Genomic DNA, 17,201 nt, shown 5'->3' on the forward strand with positions numbered 1-17,201 from the left:
ATAGTATAGCATGTGCCAAAGTATTTGGGAAACACCGATTATCCGAGCAATTCAGCAAATGATACCCCAAATGCTTTGCAAGTTTCCACTTCTTTTGCAGTAGGAGAAAGCTCGATTTTCAATCCTTCCATTGGTGTTTCCGCGCCACGCTCACTCGCCTTTTTCAGCAAAATATCAACAGCTGCACCGACATGCTCGTAAGCGGAATCGCAAGAGCCAAAAGCAACAACCTTTTTCCCGCTGAGGTCAATACCGTCCATTTCCTCATAAAAATCTAGGCATTCGTCTGGCAGTTCGCCATCGCCCCATGTGTAGGCACCAAGCAAGATTCCGTCGTAAGCTTCGAGTTCTTTTGCGTTCGCATCCATCACTTCTTTTATCTCCAGCTCAGCACCAGTTGAACGAATACCTTCTGCAATTGCTTCAGCAATTTCCTGTGTATTCCCTGTCATGCTCGCGTATACCATCAAAATGCTCATAAAACGTAAAACCTCCAATTAGATAATGAGTATCATTCTCATCAATAAAAATAATGAAAATGATAATCGTTGTCAATAACTTTTTTCTTATTGCCACGTTTCATTGATTTTGGTAGAGTTAAATAAAATTATTATAATGTACTCTAAATAGAGGTGCGCCGAAGAAGAGTAAGCCTTTTCGCAATCTGCCAGGGGGCAGGAGAAGGAAGAAAGGCTAGAGCGCCGAAGCTTATGCTATGCCCCTACGTAGCACAGGCTGGGGTGTGTCATGAAAAATGAACATCCTGTCACAAGGGACCATACATCTTTTTGTGGAGCGCTATTTATGATTTGCTTACGTAGTATCAAAAGCAATGAGATAGCGAATGCACTCATTGCTTTTTTTGATTGACCATGCTGTTATTTTGAGGAGGATGTAACTATGAACATGATGGATGCTAACGAAATTATCGCGTTTATTCAAAAAAGCGAAAAGAAAACACCAGTGAAGGTATATGTAAAAGGGAATCTGGAGGGAATCGACTTCGGTGCGAGCTCCAAAGCCTTCATTACTGGTCCTACTGGTGTTGTTTTTGGTGAGTGGAAAGAGATTGAGCCAGTGCTCGCTGCTAACGCAGACAAAATTGAAGATTATGTAGTAGAAAGCGACCGCCGCAACTCCGCCATTCCTTTGCTGGATACAAAAGGGATTCAAGCGCGTATTGAGCCAGGCGCAATTATCCGTGACCAAGTGACAATCGGTAACAACGCGGTCATCATGATGGGTGCTTCCATTAACATCGGTGCAGTTATCGGTGAAGGTACGATGATCGACATGAATGTTGTAGTAGGTGGACGTGGAACCATCGGGAAAAACTGCCACATCGGCGCGGGATCGGTTATCGCGGGCGTTATCGAGCCGCCATCTGCCCAGCCAGTTGTTGTCGAGGATGATGTTGTCATCGGAGCAAATGCTGTCATTCTGGAAGGTGTACGCGTAGGAAAAGGTGCTGTCGTTGCAGCGGGTGCTGTCGTAATTGACGATGTACCTCCATACGTAGTAGTTGCGGGAACGCCTGCACGTGTGATCAAACAAATCGATGAAAAAACTCGTTCCAAGACAGAGATCAAGCAGGAGCTACGTCAGCTGTAAGGGAGAGAGTGCACATGGACTGGCGTTCGCTCGATGAACAATATATCGTCTCCTCTTACAAAAGACTTCCGATTGCCATAGACAAAGGCGAAGGAAATTACTTGTACGATACGAACGGAAAGAGTTATCTCGACTTGTTTACCGGACTCGCGGTAAATGTTCTGGGGCATTCTCATCCGCGCATTGTACAGGCTCTGCGTGAGCAGGGAGAGCGCTTCTTGCATATTTCCAATGTATTTTTAAACAAGCCGGCTATCCGTTTAGCCGAGCGTTTGGTTGCGAACAGCATCAGCGGTAAGGTATTTTTCACTAACTCTGGTGCTGAGGCCACAGAGTCTGCGATCAAGCTGATTCACAAATGGACGAAAAACGAGGGAACAGGTCGTGAAGGCATCGTTGTTTTACGCAACAGCTTTCACGGACGAACACTTGGAGCAGTGCGTCTGACGAGGCAGGCTCACGTCTATCAAGACTTTCCTCAGCCGGCTTTTCCTGTTTATGAACTGGATGCGGAAGACACGGCAGGATTGCGAGCAATTTGCCAGGAAGCAAGACCCGCTGCGGTCGTCATGGAGCCAGTCTTGGGTTCCGGCGGTGTCGTGCCGCTAACGGGAGCGTTCTTGCAAGAGGTAGCTGCGATCTGTGAACGAGAAGGCATGTTATTCATCATGGACGAGATACAGACAGGAATGGGCAGGACAGGAAAGCTGTTTGCTTATGAGCATGCAGGCGTAACGCCAGACCTTATCCTTTTCGCCAAAGGCATAGGGGGAGGGCTTCCCCTTGGCGGTGTCATCGCTGGTCCAAAGCTGATGAACCAGTTCAAACCGGGGGATCACGGAACGACATTTGCACCATCGCCACTGTCTGCAGCCCTGGGGAATGTCGTGTTGGATGAATTGCTTGATCCAGCCTTCATCGCTCACGTAGAAGAAGTGATTGCGTACCTGTGGTCAGGCTTGGAAGCGTTGCGAACGCGTCTTCCAGATCAACTGCAATCCCTTCGCGGAAAAGGCTTGATGGTTGGAATTCCGCTCTCTTCCACCCCGGAAGAGGTAAGCCACTTGCAGCAAGCATTGCTTGACGAAGGAATTCTCGTTGACGTGACGCAGAAAACGATTGTTCGTCTGCTTCCGCCACTAACGTTGACAAAAGCCGATGTGGACCGTTTCCTTACCGTGTTTGAGGAGCAATTAACAACTAGAACAGGTACGAAAAAGGAGGCGTAGACCATGACGACTTCCTTGTTTACACAAATTCGCCGAGACCTGCACCAAATACCGGAGCCCGGCTTTGCTGAAGTGAAGACGCAACAATACTTGCTCGATTATTTGAAAAAGCTGCCTCAGGAGCGAATCGAGATCAAAACGTGGCGGACAGGCATATTGGTCAAGCTGGCAGGAACAAAGCCAAAACGATTAATTGCCTGGCGGACGGATATGGATGGCCTGCCGATCGTAGAGGAAACGTCCTATCCGTTTCGCTCGCTTCATGAAGGGTATATGCATGCATGCGGGCATGACATGCATATGGCGATCGCCCTTGGCCTCCTAACGCATTTTACGGAGCATCCGATAGCAGATGATTTGCTCTTCCTCTTCCAGCCAGCAGAAGAAGGTCCTGGCGGTGCTTGGCCGATGTTGGAAAGTGAAGAGTTTGCAGGGTGGCGACCGGACTGCATTTTTGCCCTGCATATCGCGCCAGAATACCCAGTTGGGCATATTGCGACGAAGCCAGGAATCTTGTTTGCCAACACTTCTGAGCTGTACATTGATTTGGTTGGCAAAGGGGGGCATGCCGCCTTCCCGCACAAGGCGAATGATATGGTGGTTGCAGGAAGCCATCTTGTGACACAGCTTCAATCGATTATTTCGCGCAATATAGATCCATTGGATTCGGCCGTCGTAACGATTGGCAAGCTGGAGAGCGGGACGAAGCAGAACATCATCGCGGAGAAGTCCAGGTTAGAAGGGACCATCCGAACCTTTTCGATGGAATCGATGGCACTCGTCAAGAGCCGCATTGAATCTCTCGTAAAGGGAATAGAAGCGGGCTTTGAGTGCCAGGCAACGATTGACTACGGTGTTGGTTACTGCCAGGTTTACAACGAGGAGCAGCTAACGATAGATTTCATGCAATGGGTACAGGAACAATGTGAAGAGGTAACTCTCATCACTTGCAAGGAAGCCATGACCGGAGAAGACTTCGGCTACTTTTTGAAAGAAATCCCTGGCTTTTTGTTTTGGCTGGGTGTGCAAACGCCGTACGGTTTGCACCATTCCAAAATTGAGCCAAACGAAGACGCGATTGAGGTCGCTATTCGACTGGTCTCCCGGTATTTTACAAGGCTTTCGCAACAGGAGTAGTAGGTGTCAGGAGCAAAAAAGAGTGGCTGGATAGCCGCTCTTTTTTCTGTGTCATTCCCAATATTCTCATCAAGAGTAAGAAGTAGTTACGAGCATCTCTGTGCATAAGTCTTTCTTCCTAAGGTTTTGTGCTTGTGGATAGTGTGGATATTGTTGAAAAAACTTATTAGGGAAGCACAACTATTTCTTTTTCCAAACGTATAAACTAGGGAGAAGTAATTCCGGAATAACAAGCGCTACCGCGCACACATATAGGAGGATTATTGACATGAAAAAAGCATGGTTATCGGCCTTGTTGGCGTTGACTGTAGCAGCAGGGGTGGGGAGCACTACTGCGCTGGGAGAGGGTGCGATGCGCGTATTTTTCGGTGCGGAAACCGTAGCGAGTGAAATGCCAGCATCCAAGGCTGAATCGGTAGAATCAATAGTGAACAAGCTCGGTGGTTTCGTCGATTACGATCAGCAATCTGGCAAATTGCAAGTGATTAAGCCAAACGTAAATATTATTGTGGTCGAAGGGATTCAGCAGACCCGCAATAAAAATGTCGTGTTCAGCAACCCTGTCAAAGGATACAGCGATAAAAATGTGCCTCGTACGTTTAACGTATTCGTAGAGGTTGATGACGCGCCCGCAGCCAAAGACTTGCGCATGCAACTCGTGTTGATCGGACCGGACGGCAAAGAAGTGTCTAAAGGGAAAGAATGGAAATACTCCACGCAAAATGCAAACAGCTTTTATTTTTCTGAGCCTTTTGTATCTACGAAACTCGAAGCATACGGCACTTACAAAGTACAAGTTCAAATGAAAACCGAAAAATTCACTTCTTATGTAGCCGTCGGTGAAAATACATTTACAGTTGGGCGTTAAAAATTATGGCTTGGATGCGTTTCCACTTTGCATGTCCCCGTGCTATAATATAGGGAAAAGCCAATATACTTGGTAATAGCAAGTAAAAGAAAGGAACGATGGGAGCGAATGGAGACAAATCCCCCGCGATCGTCCACGGATGTAGAAGGCCCGAGTATACGCATTGCCTGGAAAGATGAGCAGTCCATTCAGGCAGAGTGGAGCATGACAAAGGAATTCGAGCAAGAAATAGAGCGAAAGTTTGCTATTCCATTTGCTGAACTGCCTTTTGTCCTACGCCTTTTTGATGTGACGTACCGCAAAGAGATCCGAAATGATGGCACTGACCTTTACACTGATTTTGATATCAACCACCGTTCTTCCGAATGGATTTTGTACGGAGTGACGCAAGGATTGGAATATTGCGTCGATCTGGGAATTCGGATGGTGGACGGAAGGTTTTATTCGCTGTCCAGGTCTCAAATGATTTGATCAACGTGCTCAAGCAACGTTACGACTGAGGCAACTGCATTTTTATACGAAACAGCCCCATTATCCACGAGATTTTACTTGTGGCAATGGGGCTTTTGATTTTTATTCATGGACTCATGGCTTCTGTCGCTGGTTGTCCAGCAGTCGCAGGGCAATTGCTAAAGCAGCCCATACTGGCATGGGTTCGTCTAACTTATTTAGCCATTCAGGTGAGGTCAGCAAGCCCTCCTGTAACGCGCGATTGCCCAGCTCCCATTTCCAGGGAGGAAACGTTTGTGGCTCTTCTGGGACAAATTGATCGTACTGGGTCAAGTTGTACGTCTGAATGAGGTTCGTCAGCTTTTCAGCGTATGCAGGATCGGTAGCGTAGCCGGCTTCTTCTAAAGCCTGTGCGGCTTGTGCGGGAGTAGCGGCTGCCAGCACGTTTTTATATGCGGGCTTACGTAAAAACTGGGCATGGTCTTCCATGGATTGCTGGTAATTTTCATAAGCGCGGAACTGGGAAGTACGTGTAACCGTCTTTCCGTTTTCCACCTCTTTGCTTTCGATAGTGACAGATCCGGCAGGTCCCGTTCCCTTTATTCCAAAGAGGTTGTACGAGGATGTCCCAGTTGCAGGATCAACAGGTACTTTTTGACCCCAACCTGACTCGAGTACGGCTTGCGCTATTGTAATGGAGGGGAATATACGATGGTTCTGATAAGACTTTCTGGCGTGGTCAGCAATCAGCTGAATAAATGCTTGGGCATCCATAAGCTCCCCCCTTTCCTCTCTTTGTTATTTGTATGAAAAAAAGAGATCGGGGGGAATAGGCCTGAACATGAAAAACAGTCGATATTTCTCGACTGTTTTTTCATGTTTCTTTATGGTTTTCGAGGTTGGAAATATTGAATACGCTTGTTGAAGAGGTGGAGCTCTGCTTTATAATCACGGGCCAGGTATCGACAGTACTCATTTGCCTTGTTTTTATCGCCGTGCGTCGCTGATTCAGGGAGGGACACTTGTATGTAATGCTTTTCGGAACCGTTTTCATTTTTGCTCCCGACTCCAACAACGATGGCTTTGTACATGTTTGGGTCTTTTCCTCTAAGAAGGAACCACGAGTCCTTTCCTTCAGGGCGTTCTTCTAGGTTGTAAGGGAAAGCGGCATCTGCATAGGTCCAGCCCAACTGCTTTCCTGTTTTTGAGGTCATGTCAACGTATCGCGTAAACTTGGCTTTCACGTCGTCAATACTTACAGATGCTGCGGTAGAACCATCAACGAAATAGATGTAGGCCGATTGAAGTTTCACGACTGCACTCACTCCTAGTACCGGTATTCTGTGCGTTTAGTGTAGCATTGTCTTCCACTCTTTGGCAATGAGGCAGTTGGCGACCAAAAATAATTGCGCGTCTTTTCTGAAAAGTGTAAAATATATATCATATTTATATGCCATTAGATGAACGATAAAGGATCATGGAGGAATATACGCATGCAGGAGGCCTCAATAAGACACGTATTCGAAGCTTTAAACACCATGCGCGCCATCGATGTGGTGAACAAAGAAGACTGGGAGCGGGCAGCGAAGGAAGCCGAATTGGATTCTTCCGTACAGCTAAACATTCTCTGGATCATCTACTGTTATGAAGGTGTACGCGTCACGCAAATTGCAGATTGGACCTTCTGGCATCCCTCATCGATTGTCATTCATATCAAGAAATTAATGGAGAAAGGCATGGTGACCATCGAAAAGTCGGAGTTGGATGGGCGTGTGGTTCACGTATACCCGACTGAAAAAGGAAAAGAAGTATTGGAAGCCAGTCGAAGAAGTGTACCAGATATTTTTAGATTGACGTATGCATTGGAGAAAATGGAGGAACGATACAGTACAGCAGTAGTTGAACTGTTCTTTGAATGTCTCTCCTTTGTCGCGCAATCGTTGCATGGTGCAGAAAAAGTAAGATGGATTCAAGAAGGGGAAGACAGGGTCATGAACCCGACGCGTCTGGTAAATGATGCTGTTTGGGTGGCAAAAACGTGATTTTTCGCTTATACTAGTGAATAATCCGAATATTTCACAAAATTCGGAGGCCAAAATACTGTTGAGGAGGGATTGCTGATGGAGCACTACGACCACTTATACGACGTATCGGAGAATGCTAATGTACGTTTTCTCGGATTTATTTCAGAGGGAACACGATACGACTTTGGCATGGTATTTACACACAAGTTTTATGGGAAGCCGTTGGTGATCTGTATGCAGACAGGGCAATCGACTCTTCTCAGTTCTGAAGATGCGGTGAATCCAGGATACCTGCAAAAAATTTTCAGGCTGGATTCGGAGAACGAGGCAGTAGCGCTTGCTGAGTTTTTTCAGGAGCATTTACCATCCATTCCATTTGAAGAAAATCAGTATTAGGTAACGAGCAGAAGTTTATCTTCTGCTCGTTTTGGTTTTTCTTTAAAATACGGCCTTCTGTTTTTAGTATAATCGTAAGAAATCAAGCAGTAGGAGGAACAGTGAGAATGGATGTACATAAATGGTCGGCCAAAGATTCTCGGGGAGCAATTGTTCTCGTCCATGGAACAGGAGAGCATCATGGGCGTTATGAGCATGTAGCAGCCTATTTCAATCAGGCAGGCTGGGATGTATATGCGGAAGATTTGCCCGGATGGGGGCGCTCTCCTGGGAGACGGGGGCATATTCAATCATTCGAAGACTATTTGTCCCGTGTACGTGAGTGGACGAATACTGCTCTTGCCGATGCGTCAGGAGAGAAGCCTGTATTTTTAATGGGGCATAGTTTGGGGGGGCTCATTGCGACTCGCTTTATTCAGACGGATGAGCGGAGTAAAGAGCTGGCAGGGTTAATTCTCACATCTCCATGCTTGAAACTCAAGCTGACTGTACCGGCGTGGAAGGAGCAATTGGCACAGTTTCTCGATCGGGTCTGGCCAACACTTGTCATGCCTAATGGAATCACTCCCGACATGGTATCGCGCGACGAAGCTGTTCAGGCTGCTTATCAGAACGATCCGCTCAATTATTCCAAGGTAAGTGTTAGATGGTTCACGGAATTGAACCGCTCTATGGAAAAGGCGTGGGAGGAAAGAAATCGAATCAAGCACCCTGTCCTTGTTTTGCAGGCTGGTGCTGATACATTGGTTGATGCGGATGCTGTGGAGCAGTTTACAGCGGGCTTTTCAGATAAACAAAGGTTTGTACGATACGCAGGCTTGCGGCACGAAATTTTGAATGAGCCTGAAAAGGAAGAAGTCATGAAAAAAATCGCGAACTGGTTGAATGAGAATATTTTGATCTAATGTGACATACTAATTATCAACAGATGCATCTTGACTCCGAATGGTGTAGCATATTAAGATGAATGTAACATAACATTTGTAGTAATATGTGAATCAATTGAATGCGGAGGGGACATAGATGGGAACTATCGTATGTCAGACTTGCGGAACCATCATCGAACATTTTGAAAGTAATTCAGTGAAAACGCTTTATGCGGCGTGTAACTGTGACTGCCGACCTGATGACAGACAGGAAAAAGAATAAAAAATAGTCGACAGGCCTATGTGGAGGCCTGTTTTTTTTTGACAACCTTTTCCGTATGGAGGATAATGGATAAGTGTGAGAATCGTTGTAAAAGGAGGAATTGTTTCATGAAGCGAAAACCGATGCAGGGAATGCTGGCTGCTGCACTTTTGGTCACATCTCTGTGGAGCGGGACACCGGCGCTTGCTTACAGTATTGGTGATGAAGAAAAAATCGAGGCAGGCAAGCCTGAAATTTCCGGAGCCGGTTATGACATTTCCAAAAAATATGCCGTGTGGATGGTTGAAGGGGAAGAAACCGTAACCCTTTACAATCTCGATAAAGGTACGCAAAAGCAAATTGGCGACAAGGAATCTGAAAAGACGAATCCAAAAGTCGATGGTGAGTATGTTGTGTGGATCGACTCCCGTGACGGAGGTTCGGACGTCTACCTGTATGACATCGCGAAGGAAGAAGAAACCCGTTTGTCAGATGGATCAGCATCAGTCAATGGTGTGGAGATCGGGGATAAAAACGTTGTCTGGACAGAGAACGGGGATGTTTATCTGTACAAAATTTCTACAGGAGATACAGAGGTCGTATCTGCGAGTGGAAAAGCAAGCAACCCAGTGGTAAGCGATGCGTACGTCGCATGGGAAGACGAACGTGATGGCAACAGCGATATTTACTATTACGATATCAAGAAGAGAGAAGAAAAGGCGGCTGTCGTCCAAAAAGGCGAACAAGGGCGTCCTACTCTTTCCACAAATAAAATTTTGTACGAGAATCGCTCCTATAATCAAATCAACGTGCATACCATCAGCAATGGCAGAAACAAAGAATTGACAAACGGTTCGGCTGACAAAGAATTTGTACATGTGTACAAAGACGATTATGTGTATGCTGAAGGTAAAGATCTGATCTATCGTACCGTCGATAAATCGTCCAAAAAGAAACTTGATTCCAACCTTTCTGGAAAAGTAGGGCCGAGAATTTATGGTGACTACGTTTTGTATGCCAAACAGGACAGGAATAAAGGGCTCCAGCTTCACCTGTATGATCTGGACGATAAAAAGCAAGTTCCGCTGGGGAGTGTAGGTGGCGATCCTGTTGATCCAGTCGGTCACGATCGTTACGTCGCTTATGTATCAAAGTCTAAGAATCACAATTCGATTGTTCTTTACGATATGGAAAAAGGAACGAGCAAATCCATCAGCGACCCAGATCACGATGCAGCTCGTCCTGTCGTAAGTTCCCGTTTTGTTGTCTGGTATGATCAGCGGGAAGACGCACTCTTTTCCTACGATATTCGTAAAGGCGTCCAAACGCAGATAACAAATGAAGATGATGATCAAAAGCCGAGTGAGAAGTTCTATGAAATCGACGGAGAGCGTTTATTGTGGGTCAATGTCGATCGCAGAGCAGAAGTGATCATCACGAATCTGTCCACTGGACAGCATACGCAGGCATCAAGGCTGAAAAGTGAACCGTCAAGCGTTGATATTTACGAGAACTATGCAGCCTGGGTAGTCCAAGATGGCAAAAAGAATGCAACGATCTTTCTCTACGATATCGAAGATGATAAAGCGAAAGAAATTCGTAAAAACGTAAAAGTAGAGAAAGCAGAGCTTGGCGATGATTTCGTGGTTTGGAGTGAAGATACTGGCAATTCCAAAACAGGTTGGGATTTGTATTATTACAACATCGACCGTCAAAAAGTCGATCCACTCCTACGCTATACGGACGGCGACCAGAAAAATCCACAAGCTTCACGAAATATGATTTTATTTGAAGACAATCGTCTGTCCGGAAAAGGCAAGCAGTTCAATTTTGAGCTGTATGATTTCAAAGAGAGGTCATTTAGCGATATCAAGTGGGATGATGACGCGGAAATGAAAGCCCCGCGCATGGGTGGAAATCGCCTTGTCTGGGTAGATGATCGTGACAAAGATCCTTACGTTTACACGTTGGCGTTCGCTCCGGGCGATGACGATGAAGACGATGATGACGATGATGATGATGAAACAGACGAGGACTGACTCTGAATAAAGAATAACTCGAGTCAGGCTACATGAGAGAAAAACAGACGAAAGGATTTCTTTCGTCTGTTTTCTTTTACGTCCGGGATAAATACGGCTTCAAAAGTACGAGTGCGACGAGAAATATAATGACGGCGACATAAGCAGGCAAGAGATGAGTAAAATCAACATAGCCAACAGTAAAATGTATGCCTATACCAGAAACGAAGCCAGGAATGCCTGCTAAAAACAATGTCCACCAAATCCACGCTTCTCCTCGCCTGATCCCCCAAAGACTAATCAGCAAGACGGCCAGCCCATTCGAAACTAATGCCCCGCCAAAGCCAGCGCGGTCATGAGCAATGACAGGAATTAATCGCTCATTGTATGACTGCAAGGTATCAGCAGACACACAGAGGAAGACGAGGTCGGAAGGAACGAAGACACCTGTGACGCCGATGATCGAAATGATGATACCAGCCCCTGTCAAACCAAATCCAATGATGACAAAGAGCAATTGTCCCCATAGAGCCATTTGCCAATCCCGGTCGTTGTGAAGCTGAGGCGGTAGGCGAGTCAAATGAACCTTTGCAGGTGTTCGTAATGCGAGCAAAAACATGGGGAATAACACGAGTGCTAAAATCGCGTGCACGTAATCAAAGTAACCGTATCCAATAAATAAAAAGAAGCTGGAAAATCCAACAGTACCGGAGACGAGCAAGACGGTCCGTGTCCAGTGAATTTCTTTACGTAGGCCATGGTAAGCCAGTTGGCTATACAAAACTCCTATGGATATCATCGTTCCTGCCAGACTAATCCGATCGTGCGACATAAAAGAGAGGATCTGTGCATTTAAGAGCGTAAGCTGGTCAGCTGACATTCCGAGAAAGCGTTCGTCATAGGGGAGGACGACGGTTGTTGCGGCTACCAGCCAAGCAAGTACCCCACCGATCAACATGCCCACGCCCAACAAGATACCCCATACCCATAAAGGAAATAAAAAAGCAGGTCGCTTTTCTTGAGGGGGGTCAGTGATAGGTTGTGATTGCAAGATGGCTTCGTTAATTCGCTTTGGCAAGCCGGGTCCAGAATAGACCAAGCCACTGTGCAACTGCACAAAATTGGCACCCGCTGCAAGAAAGGTCAGAGCATCTTGTGGCTCCAGAATCCCGCCGGATCCAACGATAAGGGCATCTGACCACTGTTCCCGTGCCCAGGAGACAAATTTGACGGCTTGCTCGTGTGAACTCTTCCCCGTGGTGTAAACAGGGGTGTTCGCGCATGGTGAATCTTCCTGAATGCTGCCTCCAGCGACAACTAGACCGTTGAGTCCTGCTTCTTTTGCCGAGGTAAGAATCGGGAGTGCTTCCGCTTCTGTAAGGCTCGGAGGGACCGCCAGCAAGAGTGGTAGATCCGTTTGGTTACGCAAACAGGAAAAATGTTCCACCCACGTGGTATGGCTCCATTCTGGCTGTCCAATATTCGTCCGCGTATCAATAGTGAAAAACGAACAAAAACCCTCCAATCTGTCGATTAGCTCTTGAAGCTCTTCTGTGGCTTCTCTCAGGCTGGTTTCTGGTTGGCAGGCCAATCTGACTCCGATCGGAATTTTGATGCCAGAAGCCCCCTTCAGGCGCCTCAGAAAAGTGTTTATACCATTATTTGACAAATAACCAGAATAGTGGATATCCATGGCGGTAATGTCACGTTGAACGGTGCCATGAGAATCGATCGGTTCTTTGGACACAGGTCCCAGCTCTAGAAACCCGAAGCCGAATTTAGACAGCGCCTGAATGGCGATGCATTCCGTATCCAATCCTGCACCCAACCCGACTGGGGTAGGGAACGTGATCGCGCCCATTGTTTTGGAGAGCTGCGAGGGTGGCTCCATATGTCCCATCCATTCGATGATGGACGGACCACCCGGAATTTTGGCCAAAGTACCGATTGATTTCAAGGTAATCGACTTGGCCCGTTCGGGTGGCATGAGAAAGAGAAGTGGCCGAAACATCGTTTGATACGACCAGTCTGGCATGGCAGCAACGCCCACCTTTCCTGATTTTTCCCATTTCTATCTTATCTCAAAATGTTTGCATAAAAAATAAAAAAGCTGCTCTCTCGTGAAAGAGGCAGCCGTTTTTTGATTCGGTTCACTTAGCCAGAAATGGCGGTTTGTCTTTTTACGACCTTGATCGTTTTTAGTGTCTCATCTTCTGGACCTTGTACGGGTAATCCGACTCGAATGTTTTCTTGAATGTACGCGATATTTTCCTCGGTGATTACCTCTCCAGGAAGGAAAATCGGGATGCCTGGAGGATACACCATGATGAACTCAGTGATGACTCGACCTGCTGCTTCCACCAACGGAATCGTCTCTGTTTCTGCATAGAAGGCTTCGCGAGGGGTGGTGGACAGCACAGGGATATTCGGTAGTGAGATGGTCGGCTTGTCTTCTGCTTGTACGTGCGAAAATTCAACGGACAGATCACGCAAGCCATTTACCAGCGTACGGATGGATTCTTCCGTATCTCCCGCCGTAACGAAGCAGAGGATGTTGTACAGATCGCTCATCTCTACCTCAATGTTGTATTTGTCACGCAACCAGTTCTCGACTTCCCATCCAGTGATTCCGAGATCGCGTACATGGATGAGGAGCTTGGTTGGGTCCATCGCAAAAGTCGCAGGCTTTCCAAGAATCTCCTTGCCAACACAGTAGATGCGCGGGATTTCGTTAATCATATCGCGTGCTTTTGCTGCCAGCTCCATCGCTTGATCCGCGAGCATTTTCCCGTTGAGGGCCAAATGCTGACGGGCCATGTCCAACGATGCGAGGAAGATGTAAGACGTCGAAGTCGTCGTGAGCATACTCATGACCGTTTTCACCCGATCGACATCGACGAGCCCTTCCCGTACATTCAAGATCGATGTTTGGGTCAAAGAGCCACCCAGCTTGTGTACGCTGGTGGCTGCCATGTCGGCACCTGCTTGCATGGCCGAAATCGGCAGTTCCTCGTGAAAATGAATATGCACACCATGAGCTTCGTCGACCAATACAGGAATTTCATAGTTATGCGCCGCCCGCACGATCTCACGCAGGTCACCTGCAATACCGAAGTACGTTGGGTTAATCACCAACAGGGCAGCAGCATCAGGATGGGCTTCCAGTGCTTTTTGCACGGCCTTCACTGTGATCCCGTGAGAAATACCCAGACGCTCGTCCATGGCAGGGTGAATAAAGATTGGGATTGCACCAGCGAAAATTATCGCCGACATAATCGATTTGTGCACGTTACGCGGTACGATAATTTTGTCGCCAGGACTGCAGGTCGCCATAATCATCGCCATGATGGCGCCGCTTGTACCTTGTACGGAAAAAAATGTATGGTCAGCACCGAATGCCTCGGCTGCCAAATCTTGTGCTTCTTTAATCATTGCCTTCGGGTGATGCAAATCATCCAATGGCGCGATGTTGATGAGGTCTATCGAAAGAGCGTTGTCCCCGATGAACTCGCGAAATGCCGGATGCATACCCATACCCTTCTTATGGCCCGGAATGTGAAATTGAATCGGGTTCCGGTTGGCGTGCTCCAACAACCCGCTGAACAAAGGAGTTTTCATTTGTCTCATTACGATCGCCTCACTTTACTAATCAAGAATAATAAGGGGAAAAACAAACAAATTGAGTATAGCAAAATAGGGGGGGAAAGCAAGCGAATTTTTATTCAGGGTTACGTGTGGTGGCAGGAGTTTGGCCCGTTAGCCGAGAAGGTCATTTACACGGGGTGATAAAAGGATGAAAACGAGAGTAACGGAGCTACTTCAAATAGCATACCCAGTCGTTCAAGGCGGCTTGGCTTATTTAGCTTACGCAGATTTGGCTGCGGCTGTGTCAAATGCGGGGGGACTCGGTCAAATTACGGCGATGTCCTTGCCGTCGGCTAAAGCGCTGCGGGAGGAAATTCGCAAGGTTCGTGCATGGACAGATAAACCATTTGGTGTGAATTATGCAATTGGTCAACACGGTCGACCGTATGAAGAAATGCTGGATGTGGCGATTGAAGAAGGGGTGGCAGCTGTTTCGGTAACAGGAGGCAATCCAGAGCCGCTGCTGCGCAGACTCGATGGTCATCCCATCAAAAAGCTTGTCTTGGTTGCGTCTGCCCGCCAAGCACAAAAAGCCGAATCAATTGGCGCGGATGCTGTGATGGCTGTCGGTCAAGAAGGTGGGGGTCACCTGGGGCGAGATGATATCGGGACGTTCGTTTTGATTCCTCGTGTGGTCGATTCCGTGAAAATTCCGGTATTGGCTAGCGGTGGCATCGGTGATGGTCGGGGGATTTTGGCAGCGCTTGCACTAGGTGCAGAAGGTGTGGAGATGGGAACGCGATTTATTGCGACGCAAGAATGTGTCCATGCGCATTCTGCCTACAAAGAGGCGTTGGTTGCTGGAACGGAGCATGATACCGCAGTTATCAAGCGCACACTAGGGGCACCTGCGAGGGTTGTTCGTACACCAGGCTCTGATCATATTCTTCAATTGGAAAAAGAAGGGGTAGGCTACGAGCAGTTAAAGAGCTTCATCAGTGGAGAGAACAATTGCACATTTATTTATGAGGGCGACAGCCAGCATGGCTTTGGTTGGGCTGGTCAGGTTATTGGATTAATTGATGATGTACCAAGTGTTCAACAATTGTTTGACCGCATGTTTAGCGATGTGAACAAGTCATTGGTTCGACTTCGGTCTTTTTCCTAAAACAAAAGAACAGGCCTGCGTTTTTCAAATGAAAGCGGACCTGTTCTTTTGCATATAACTTAACTAAAGAAAGCAAGAGTTGGTCTATCCACGAGAATTTCCTAATGTATAGAGCTTACTCAACACGCCAAATGTTTCTTCGAGACGACTCACCAATGCTTCTCCGTCTGCCAAGATTGGATCATGACGATCAATGGTAATTCCGCAGAGCAACTCCGCTTTTTTTACCTGTGCCAGTCTGTCCACCAGCTTTTTCACGCCAGCCGTGCCCAATTCTTCTTGAGACGTACTTGCTGGTTGCATATGATCCGGGGACCAGTGAAAGTGCTCCGGAACCATCGCAATGACCTCATCCAGACGCTTGTTAAACGCATGGCTGATGATCTCTTTGGAAGGAGACTCGTAGATTACCGCGTACCAAACGAACAAATGTGTTCCCCACAAACCGATTTGAAAGTGCGGGTGTTTTTTGTAACCGCGTTTATCATTCGCCCAGGCAACCCACGTATCTGCTGGTGGGTTCACCGTACGGCGTGCATGCTTTGCTATGTGCGTAAACATTTCATTCCCGGTTGCTACGGAGAGAAAAGGCGCAAAGTGTTGGCTGAGTGCTTCGAATTTGGGACGGATATTGGTTTTGATCGCGTCCATCCGAGCATCCAGTCCATCAATGGCAAAAACGTCAAAATCTTCTTGACGAAAGCCTGAAAACGTTGGCATGTAACAAACACCTCTTTTAAGCATCATCGAACCCTTACTGGAAAGAAAAGGGCGATCGTCCCCGTCAAGGGAGCTTGGAATCCTCCATATGATATCATACCATCCAGGAAAAAAATACATGCCGAGATTTATGAATAGCAAAACCAAAGCCTGAATAATATGATATACCACTCACTCCCTTGCGGCGAAAACAATATCTGAGTATTCTGTCAACAGGAGGAGCCCGTAGAAGATGAATCTCGGCATGGAGTTGGAGTATTTTCATTTGGCAGTTTGGTTTGACCGCAAAACATTGCACGCGATGGTGCAGGCCCTGGTGGAAGCAGGGGTGAGCGTCACGTGGAAAGAATCTCCCGAGCAGTTTCACCTCCTCGTGAACACCACAGATGGCCGATCCGACTGGAAAATGCAGCGTTTAAACGGGTCCTATAAGCTGCACATTACAGGCATTCCTGTCAATGACTCTCGGGTGGCACTGGTACTGTACCATTTCGTAGAGCGGGCGAAAGGGCATGCCATGATCAAGGTCACTTTTGCAGAGTGCGTCTTGCTGAAGCAAATCCAGTACGGAGAAGTTATCAGAATAGTGGAATTAAAAGGAGCTGAGAAAAAAGTGATCTATGAAAAATTTTGCAATGTAACGATGGATCAGGTAATTGCCGCGATGAAACGACGTGACTCGGAAGAACGCATCCCGGTGCTGCGTCTGGAGTTGGATTATGAACTGGCGACGTTGTATGATGCGATGCAAGCCAAAGACCAAAGTCAAATGAAGCAGTCGACAGAGCGACTAAAACAGCTCCGTCGGGAAATGTTGCTTTTGGAAGTGTAGGCAGACTGGAGGATAGCCAAAGGACGATGAGTTTG

18 protein-coding genes and 1 riboswitch are annotated in these 17,201 nt (G+C 47.1%); of the genes, 12 read left to right on the forward strand and 6 right to left on the reverse strand.

The window, feature by feature from the left end; translation table 11 throughout:
* Window positions 1-38: 38 nt before the first annotated feature.
* Window positions 39-479: a flavodoxin gene (locus E8L90_RS03780; protein WP_137028057.1), complete on the reverse strand. Its 441-nt coding sequence runs from the start codon at window positions 477-479 to the stop codon at window positions 39-41.
* A 140-nt stretch (window positions 480-619) separates the two neighbouring features.
* Window positions 620-809, forward strand: a riboswitch (Lysine riboswitch).
* Between the two features lie 91 nt (window positions 810-900).
* Between E8L90_RS03780 and dapD the strand changes: the two genes are divergently transcribed.
* The 5 genes from dapD (at window position 901) to E8L90_RS03805 (ending at window position 5,316) form a co-directional block, all read left to right on the forward strand.
* Entirely contained in the window at window positions 901-1,611 is a 711-nt protein-coding gene (gene dapD / locus E8L90_RS03785; protein WP_137028058.1) for a 2,3,4,5-tetrahydropyridine-2,6-dicarboxylate N-acetyltransferase, read from the forward strand.
* A gap of 14 nt (window positions 1,612-1,625) precedes the next feature.
* Window positions 1,626-2,840 (forward strand): aspartate aminotransferase family protein, encoded by a 1,215-nt coding sequence (locus E8L90_RS03790; protein ID WP_137028059.1) that lies wholly within the window; start codon window positions 1,626-1,628, stop codon window positions 2,838-2,840.
* Between the two features lie 3 nt (window positions 2,841-2,843).
* The gene (locus E8L90_RS03795) at window positions 2,844-3,977 is read left to right on the forward strand and encodes an N-acetyldiaminopimelate deacetylase (protein WP_137028060.1); all 1,134 of its coding nucleotides are present in this window, start codon (window positions 2,844-2,846) and stop codon (window positions 3,975-3,977) included.
* Between the two features lie 268 nt (window positions 3,978-4,245).
* Window positions 4,246-4,845 (forward strand): hypothetical protein, encoded by a 600-nt coding sequence (locus tag E8L90_RS03800; RefSeq protein WP_137028061.1) that lies wholly within the window; start codon window positions 4,246-4,248, stop codon window positions 4,843-4,845.
* A 108-nt stretch (window positions 4,846-4,953) separates the two neighbouring features.
* Entirely contained in the window at window positions 4,954-5,316 is a 363-nt protein-coding gene (locus tag E8L90_RS03805; RefSeq protein WP_007723202.1) for a DUF4912 domain-containing protein, read from the forward strand.
* 114 nt (window positions 5,317-5,430) lie between these two features.
* Here E8L90_RS03805 and E8L90_RS03810 read toward each other — a convergent pair whose 3' ends face one another.
* Both E8L90_RS03810 and E8L90_RS03815 read right to left on the reverse strand, forming a co-directional pair.
* Entirely contained in the window at window positions 5,431-6,069 is a 639-nt protein-coding gene (locus E8L90_RS03810; RefSeq protein ID WP_137028062.1) for a glycoside hydrolase family 73 protein, read from the reverse strand.
* Window positions 6,070-6,179: 110 nt separating this feature from the next.
* Window positions 6,180-6,608, reverse strand: coding sequence for a DUF1885 family protein (locus tag E8L90_RS03815; protein ID WP_137028063.1), 429 nt, complete (start codon window positions 6,606-6,608; stop codon window positions 6,180-6,182).
* 180 nt (window positions 6,609-6,788) lie between these two features.
* On the opposite strand from E8L90_RS03815, the gene E8L90_RS03820 reads away from it, so the two are divergent.
* The 5 genes from E8L90_RS03820 to E8L90_RS03840 all read left to right on the forward strand — a co-directional run bounded on the left by E8L90_RS03820 (window position 6,789) and on the right by E8L90_RS03840 (window position 10,882).
* Window positions 6,789-7,337, forward strand: coding sequence for a MarR family winged helix-turn-helix transcriptional regulator (locus tag E8L90_RS03820; RefSeq protein WP_026134060.1), 549 nt, complete (start codon window positions 6,789-6,791; stop codon window positions 7,335-7,337).
* A 78-nt stretch (window positions 7,338-7,415) separates the two neighbouring features.
* On the forward strand, window positions 7,416-7,715 hold the full coding sequence (locus tag E8L90_RS03825; RefSeq protein WP_015892160.1) for a DUF3055 domain-containing protein: 300 nt from the start codon (window positions 7,416-7,418) through the stop codon (window positions 7,713-7,715).
* Window positions 7,716-7,822: 107 nt separating this feature from the next.
* Window positions 7,823-8,620 (forward strand): alpha/beta hydrolase, encoded by a 798-nt coding sequence (locus tag E8L90_RS03830; protein ID WP_137028064.1) that lies wholly within the window; start codon window positions 7,823-7,825, stop codon window positions 8,618-8,620.
* A 118-nt stretch (window positions 8,621-8,738) separates the two neighbouring features.
* Window positions 8,739-8,864 (forward strand): GapA-binding peptide SR1P, encoded by a 126-nt coding sequence (locus tag E8L90_RS03835; protein ID WP_137028065.1) that lies wholly within the window; start codon window positions 8,739-8,741, stop codon window positions 8,862-8,864.
* 107 nt (window positions 8,865-8,971) lie between these two features.
* Window positions 8,972-10,882: a TolB-like translocation protein gene (locus E8L90_RS03840; RefSeq protein WP_137028066.1), complete on the forward strand. Its 1,911-nt coding sequence runs from the start codon at window positions 8,972-8,974 to the stop codon at window positions 10,880-10,882.
* Window positions 10,883-10,958: 76 nt separating this feature from the next.
* Here the strand turns inward: E8L90_RS03840 and E8L90_RS03845 are convergent, their stop codons facing one another.
* Both E8L90_RS03845 and E8L90_RS03850 read right to left on the reverse strand, forming a co-directional pair.
* The gene (locus E8L90_RS03845; protein WP_137028067.1) at window positions 10,959-12,896 is read right to left on the reverse strand and encodes a beta/alpha barrel domain-containing protein; all 1,938 of its coding nucleotides are present in this window, start codon (window positions 12,894-12,896) and stop codon (window positions 10,959-10,961) included.
* Window positions 12,897-13,015: 119 nt separating this feature from the next.
* Entirely contained in the window at window positions 13,016-14,488 is a 1,473-nt protein-coding gene (locus E8L90_RS03850; protein ID WP_137028068.1) for an aminotransferase class I/II-fold pyridoxal phosphate-dependent enzyme, read from the reverse strand.
* Window positions 14,489-14,654: 166 nt separating this feature from the next.
* Between E8L90_RS03850 and E8L90_RS03855 the strand changes: the two genes are divergently transcribed.
* Window positions 14,655-15,614: an NAD(P)H-dependent flavin oxidoreductase gene (locus E8L90_RS03855; RefSeq protein ID WP_137028069.1), complete on the forward strand. Its 960-nt coding sequence runs from the start codon at window positions 14,655-14,657 to the stop codon at window positions 15,612-15,614.
* Between the two features lie 84 nt (window positions 15,615-15,698).
* Here the strand turns inward: E8L90_RS03855 and E8L90_RS03860 are convergent, their stop codons facing one another.
* Entirely contained in the window at window positions 15,699-16,334 is a 636-nt protein-coding gene (locus E8L90_RS03860; RefSeq protein ID WP_137028070.1) for a YktB family protein, read from the reverse strand.
* A gap of 232 nt (window positions 16,335-16,566) precedes the next feature.
* On the opposite strand from E8L90_RS03860, the gene E8L90_RS03865 reads away from it, so the two are divergent.
* Window positions 16,567-17,166, forward strand: a complete 600-nt coding sequence (locus tag E8L90_RS03865) for a hypothetical protein (RefSeq protein WP_137028071.1) — start codon at window positions 16,567-16,569, stop codon at window positions 17,164-17,166.
* Window positions 17,167-17,201: the final 35 nt, after the last annotated feature.

The sequence above is a fragment of the Brevibacillus antibioticus genome, assembly GCF_005217615.1.
In the GTDB taxonomy this organism is placed as follows: domain Bacteria; phylum Bacillota; class Bacilli; order Brevibacillales; family Brevibacillaceae; genus Brevibacillus; species Brevibacillus antibioticus.

What these genes read in the sequence shown, in the direction of transcription:
- E8L90_RS03780 (WP_137028057.1), bottom strand. Translation starts at nt 479, where the DNA reads ATGAGCATTTTGATGGTATACGCGAGCATGACAGGGAATACACAGGAA.
- dapD (WP_137028058.1), top strand. Translation starts at nt 901, where the DNA reads ATGAACATGATGGATGCTAACGAAATTATCGCGTTTATTCAAAAAAGC.
- E8L90_RS03790 (WP_137028059.1), top strand. Translation starts at nt 1,626, where the DNA reads ATGGACTGGCGTTCGCTCGATGAACAATATATCGTCTCCTCTTACAAA.
- E8L90_RS03795 (WP_137028060.1), top strand. Translation starts at nt 2,844, where the DNA reads ATGACGACTTCCTTGTTTACACAAATTCGCCGAGACCTGCACCAAATA.
- E8L90_RS03800 (WP_137028061.1), top strand. Translation starts at nt 4,246, where the DNA reads ATGAAAAAAGCATGGTTATCGGCCTTGTTGGCGTTGACTGTAGCAGCA.
- E8L90_RS03805 (WP_007723202.1), top strand. Translation starts at nt 4,954, where the DNA reads ATGGAGACAAATCCCCCGCGATCGTCCACGGATGTAGAAGGCCCGAGT.
- E8L90_RS03810 (WP_137028062.1), bottom strand. Translation starts at nt 6,069, where the DNA reads ATGGATGCCCAAGCATTTATTCAGCTGATTGCTGACCACGCCAGAAAG.
- E8L90_RS03820 (WP_026134060.1), top strand. Translation starts at nt 6,789, where the DNA reads ATGCAGGAGGCCTCAATAAGACACGTATTCGAAGCTTTAAACACCATG.
- E8L90_RS03825 (WP_015892160.1), top strand. Translation starts at nt 7,416, where the DNA reads ATGGAGCACTACGACCACTTATACGACGTATCGGAGAATGCTAATGTA.
- E8L90_RS03830 (WP_137028064.1), top strand. Translation starts at nt 7,823, where the DNA reads ATGGATGTACATAAATGGTCGGCCAAAGATTCTCGGGGAGCAATTGTT.
- E8L90_RS03835 (WP_137028065.1), top strand. Translation starts at nt 8,739, where the DNA reads ATGGGAACTATCGTATGTCAGACTTGCGGAACCATCATCGAACATTTT.
- E8L90_RS03840 (WP_137028066.1), top strand. Translation starts at nt 8,972, where the DNA reads ATGAAGCGAAAACCGATGCAGGGAATGCTGGCTGCTGCACTTTTGGTC.
- E8L90_RS03845 (WP_137028067.1), bottom strand. Translation starts at nt 12,896, where the DNA reads ATGCCAGACTGGTCGTATCAAACGATGTTTCGGCCACTTCTCTTTCTC.
- E8L90_RS03850 (WP_137028068.1), bottom strand. Translation starts at nt 14,488, where the DNA reads ATGAGACAAATGAAAACTCCTTTGTTCAGCGGGTTGTTGGAGCACGCC.
- E8L90_RS03855 (WP_137028069.1), top strand. Translation starts at nt 14,655, where the DNA reads ATGAAAACGAGAGTAACGGAGCTACTTCAAATAGCATACCCAGTCGTT.
- E8L90_RS03860 (WP_137028070.1), bottom strand. Translation starts at nt 16,334, where the DNA reads ATGCCAACGTTTTCAGGCTTTCGTCAAGAAGATTTTGACGTTTTTGCC.
- E8L90_RS03865 (WP_137028071.1), top strand. Translation starts at nt 16,567, where the DNA reads ATGAATCTCGGCATGGAGTTGGAGTATTTTCATTTGGCAGTTTGGTTT.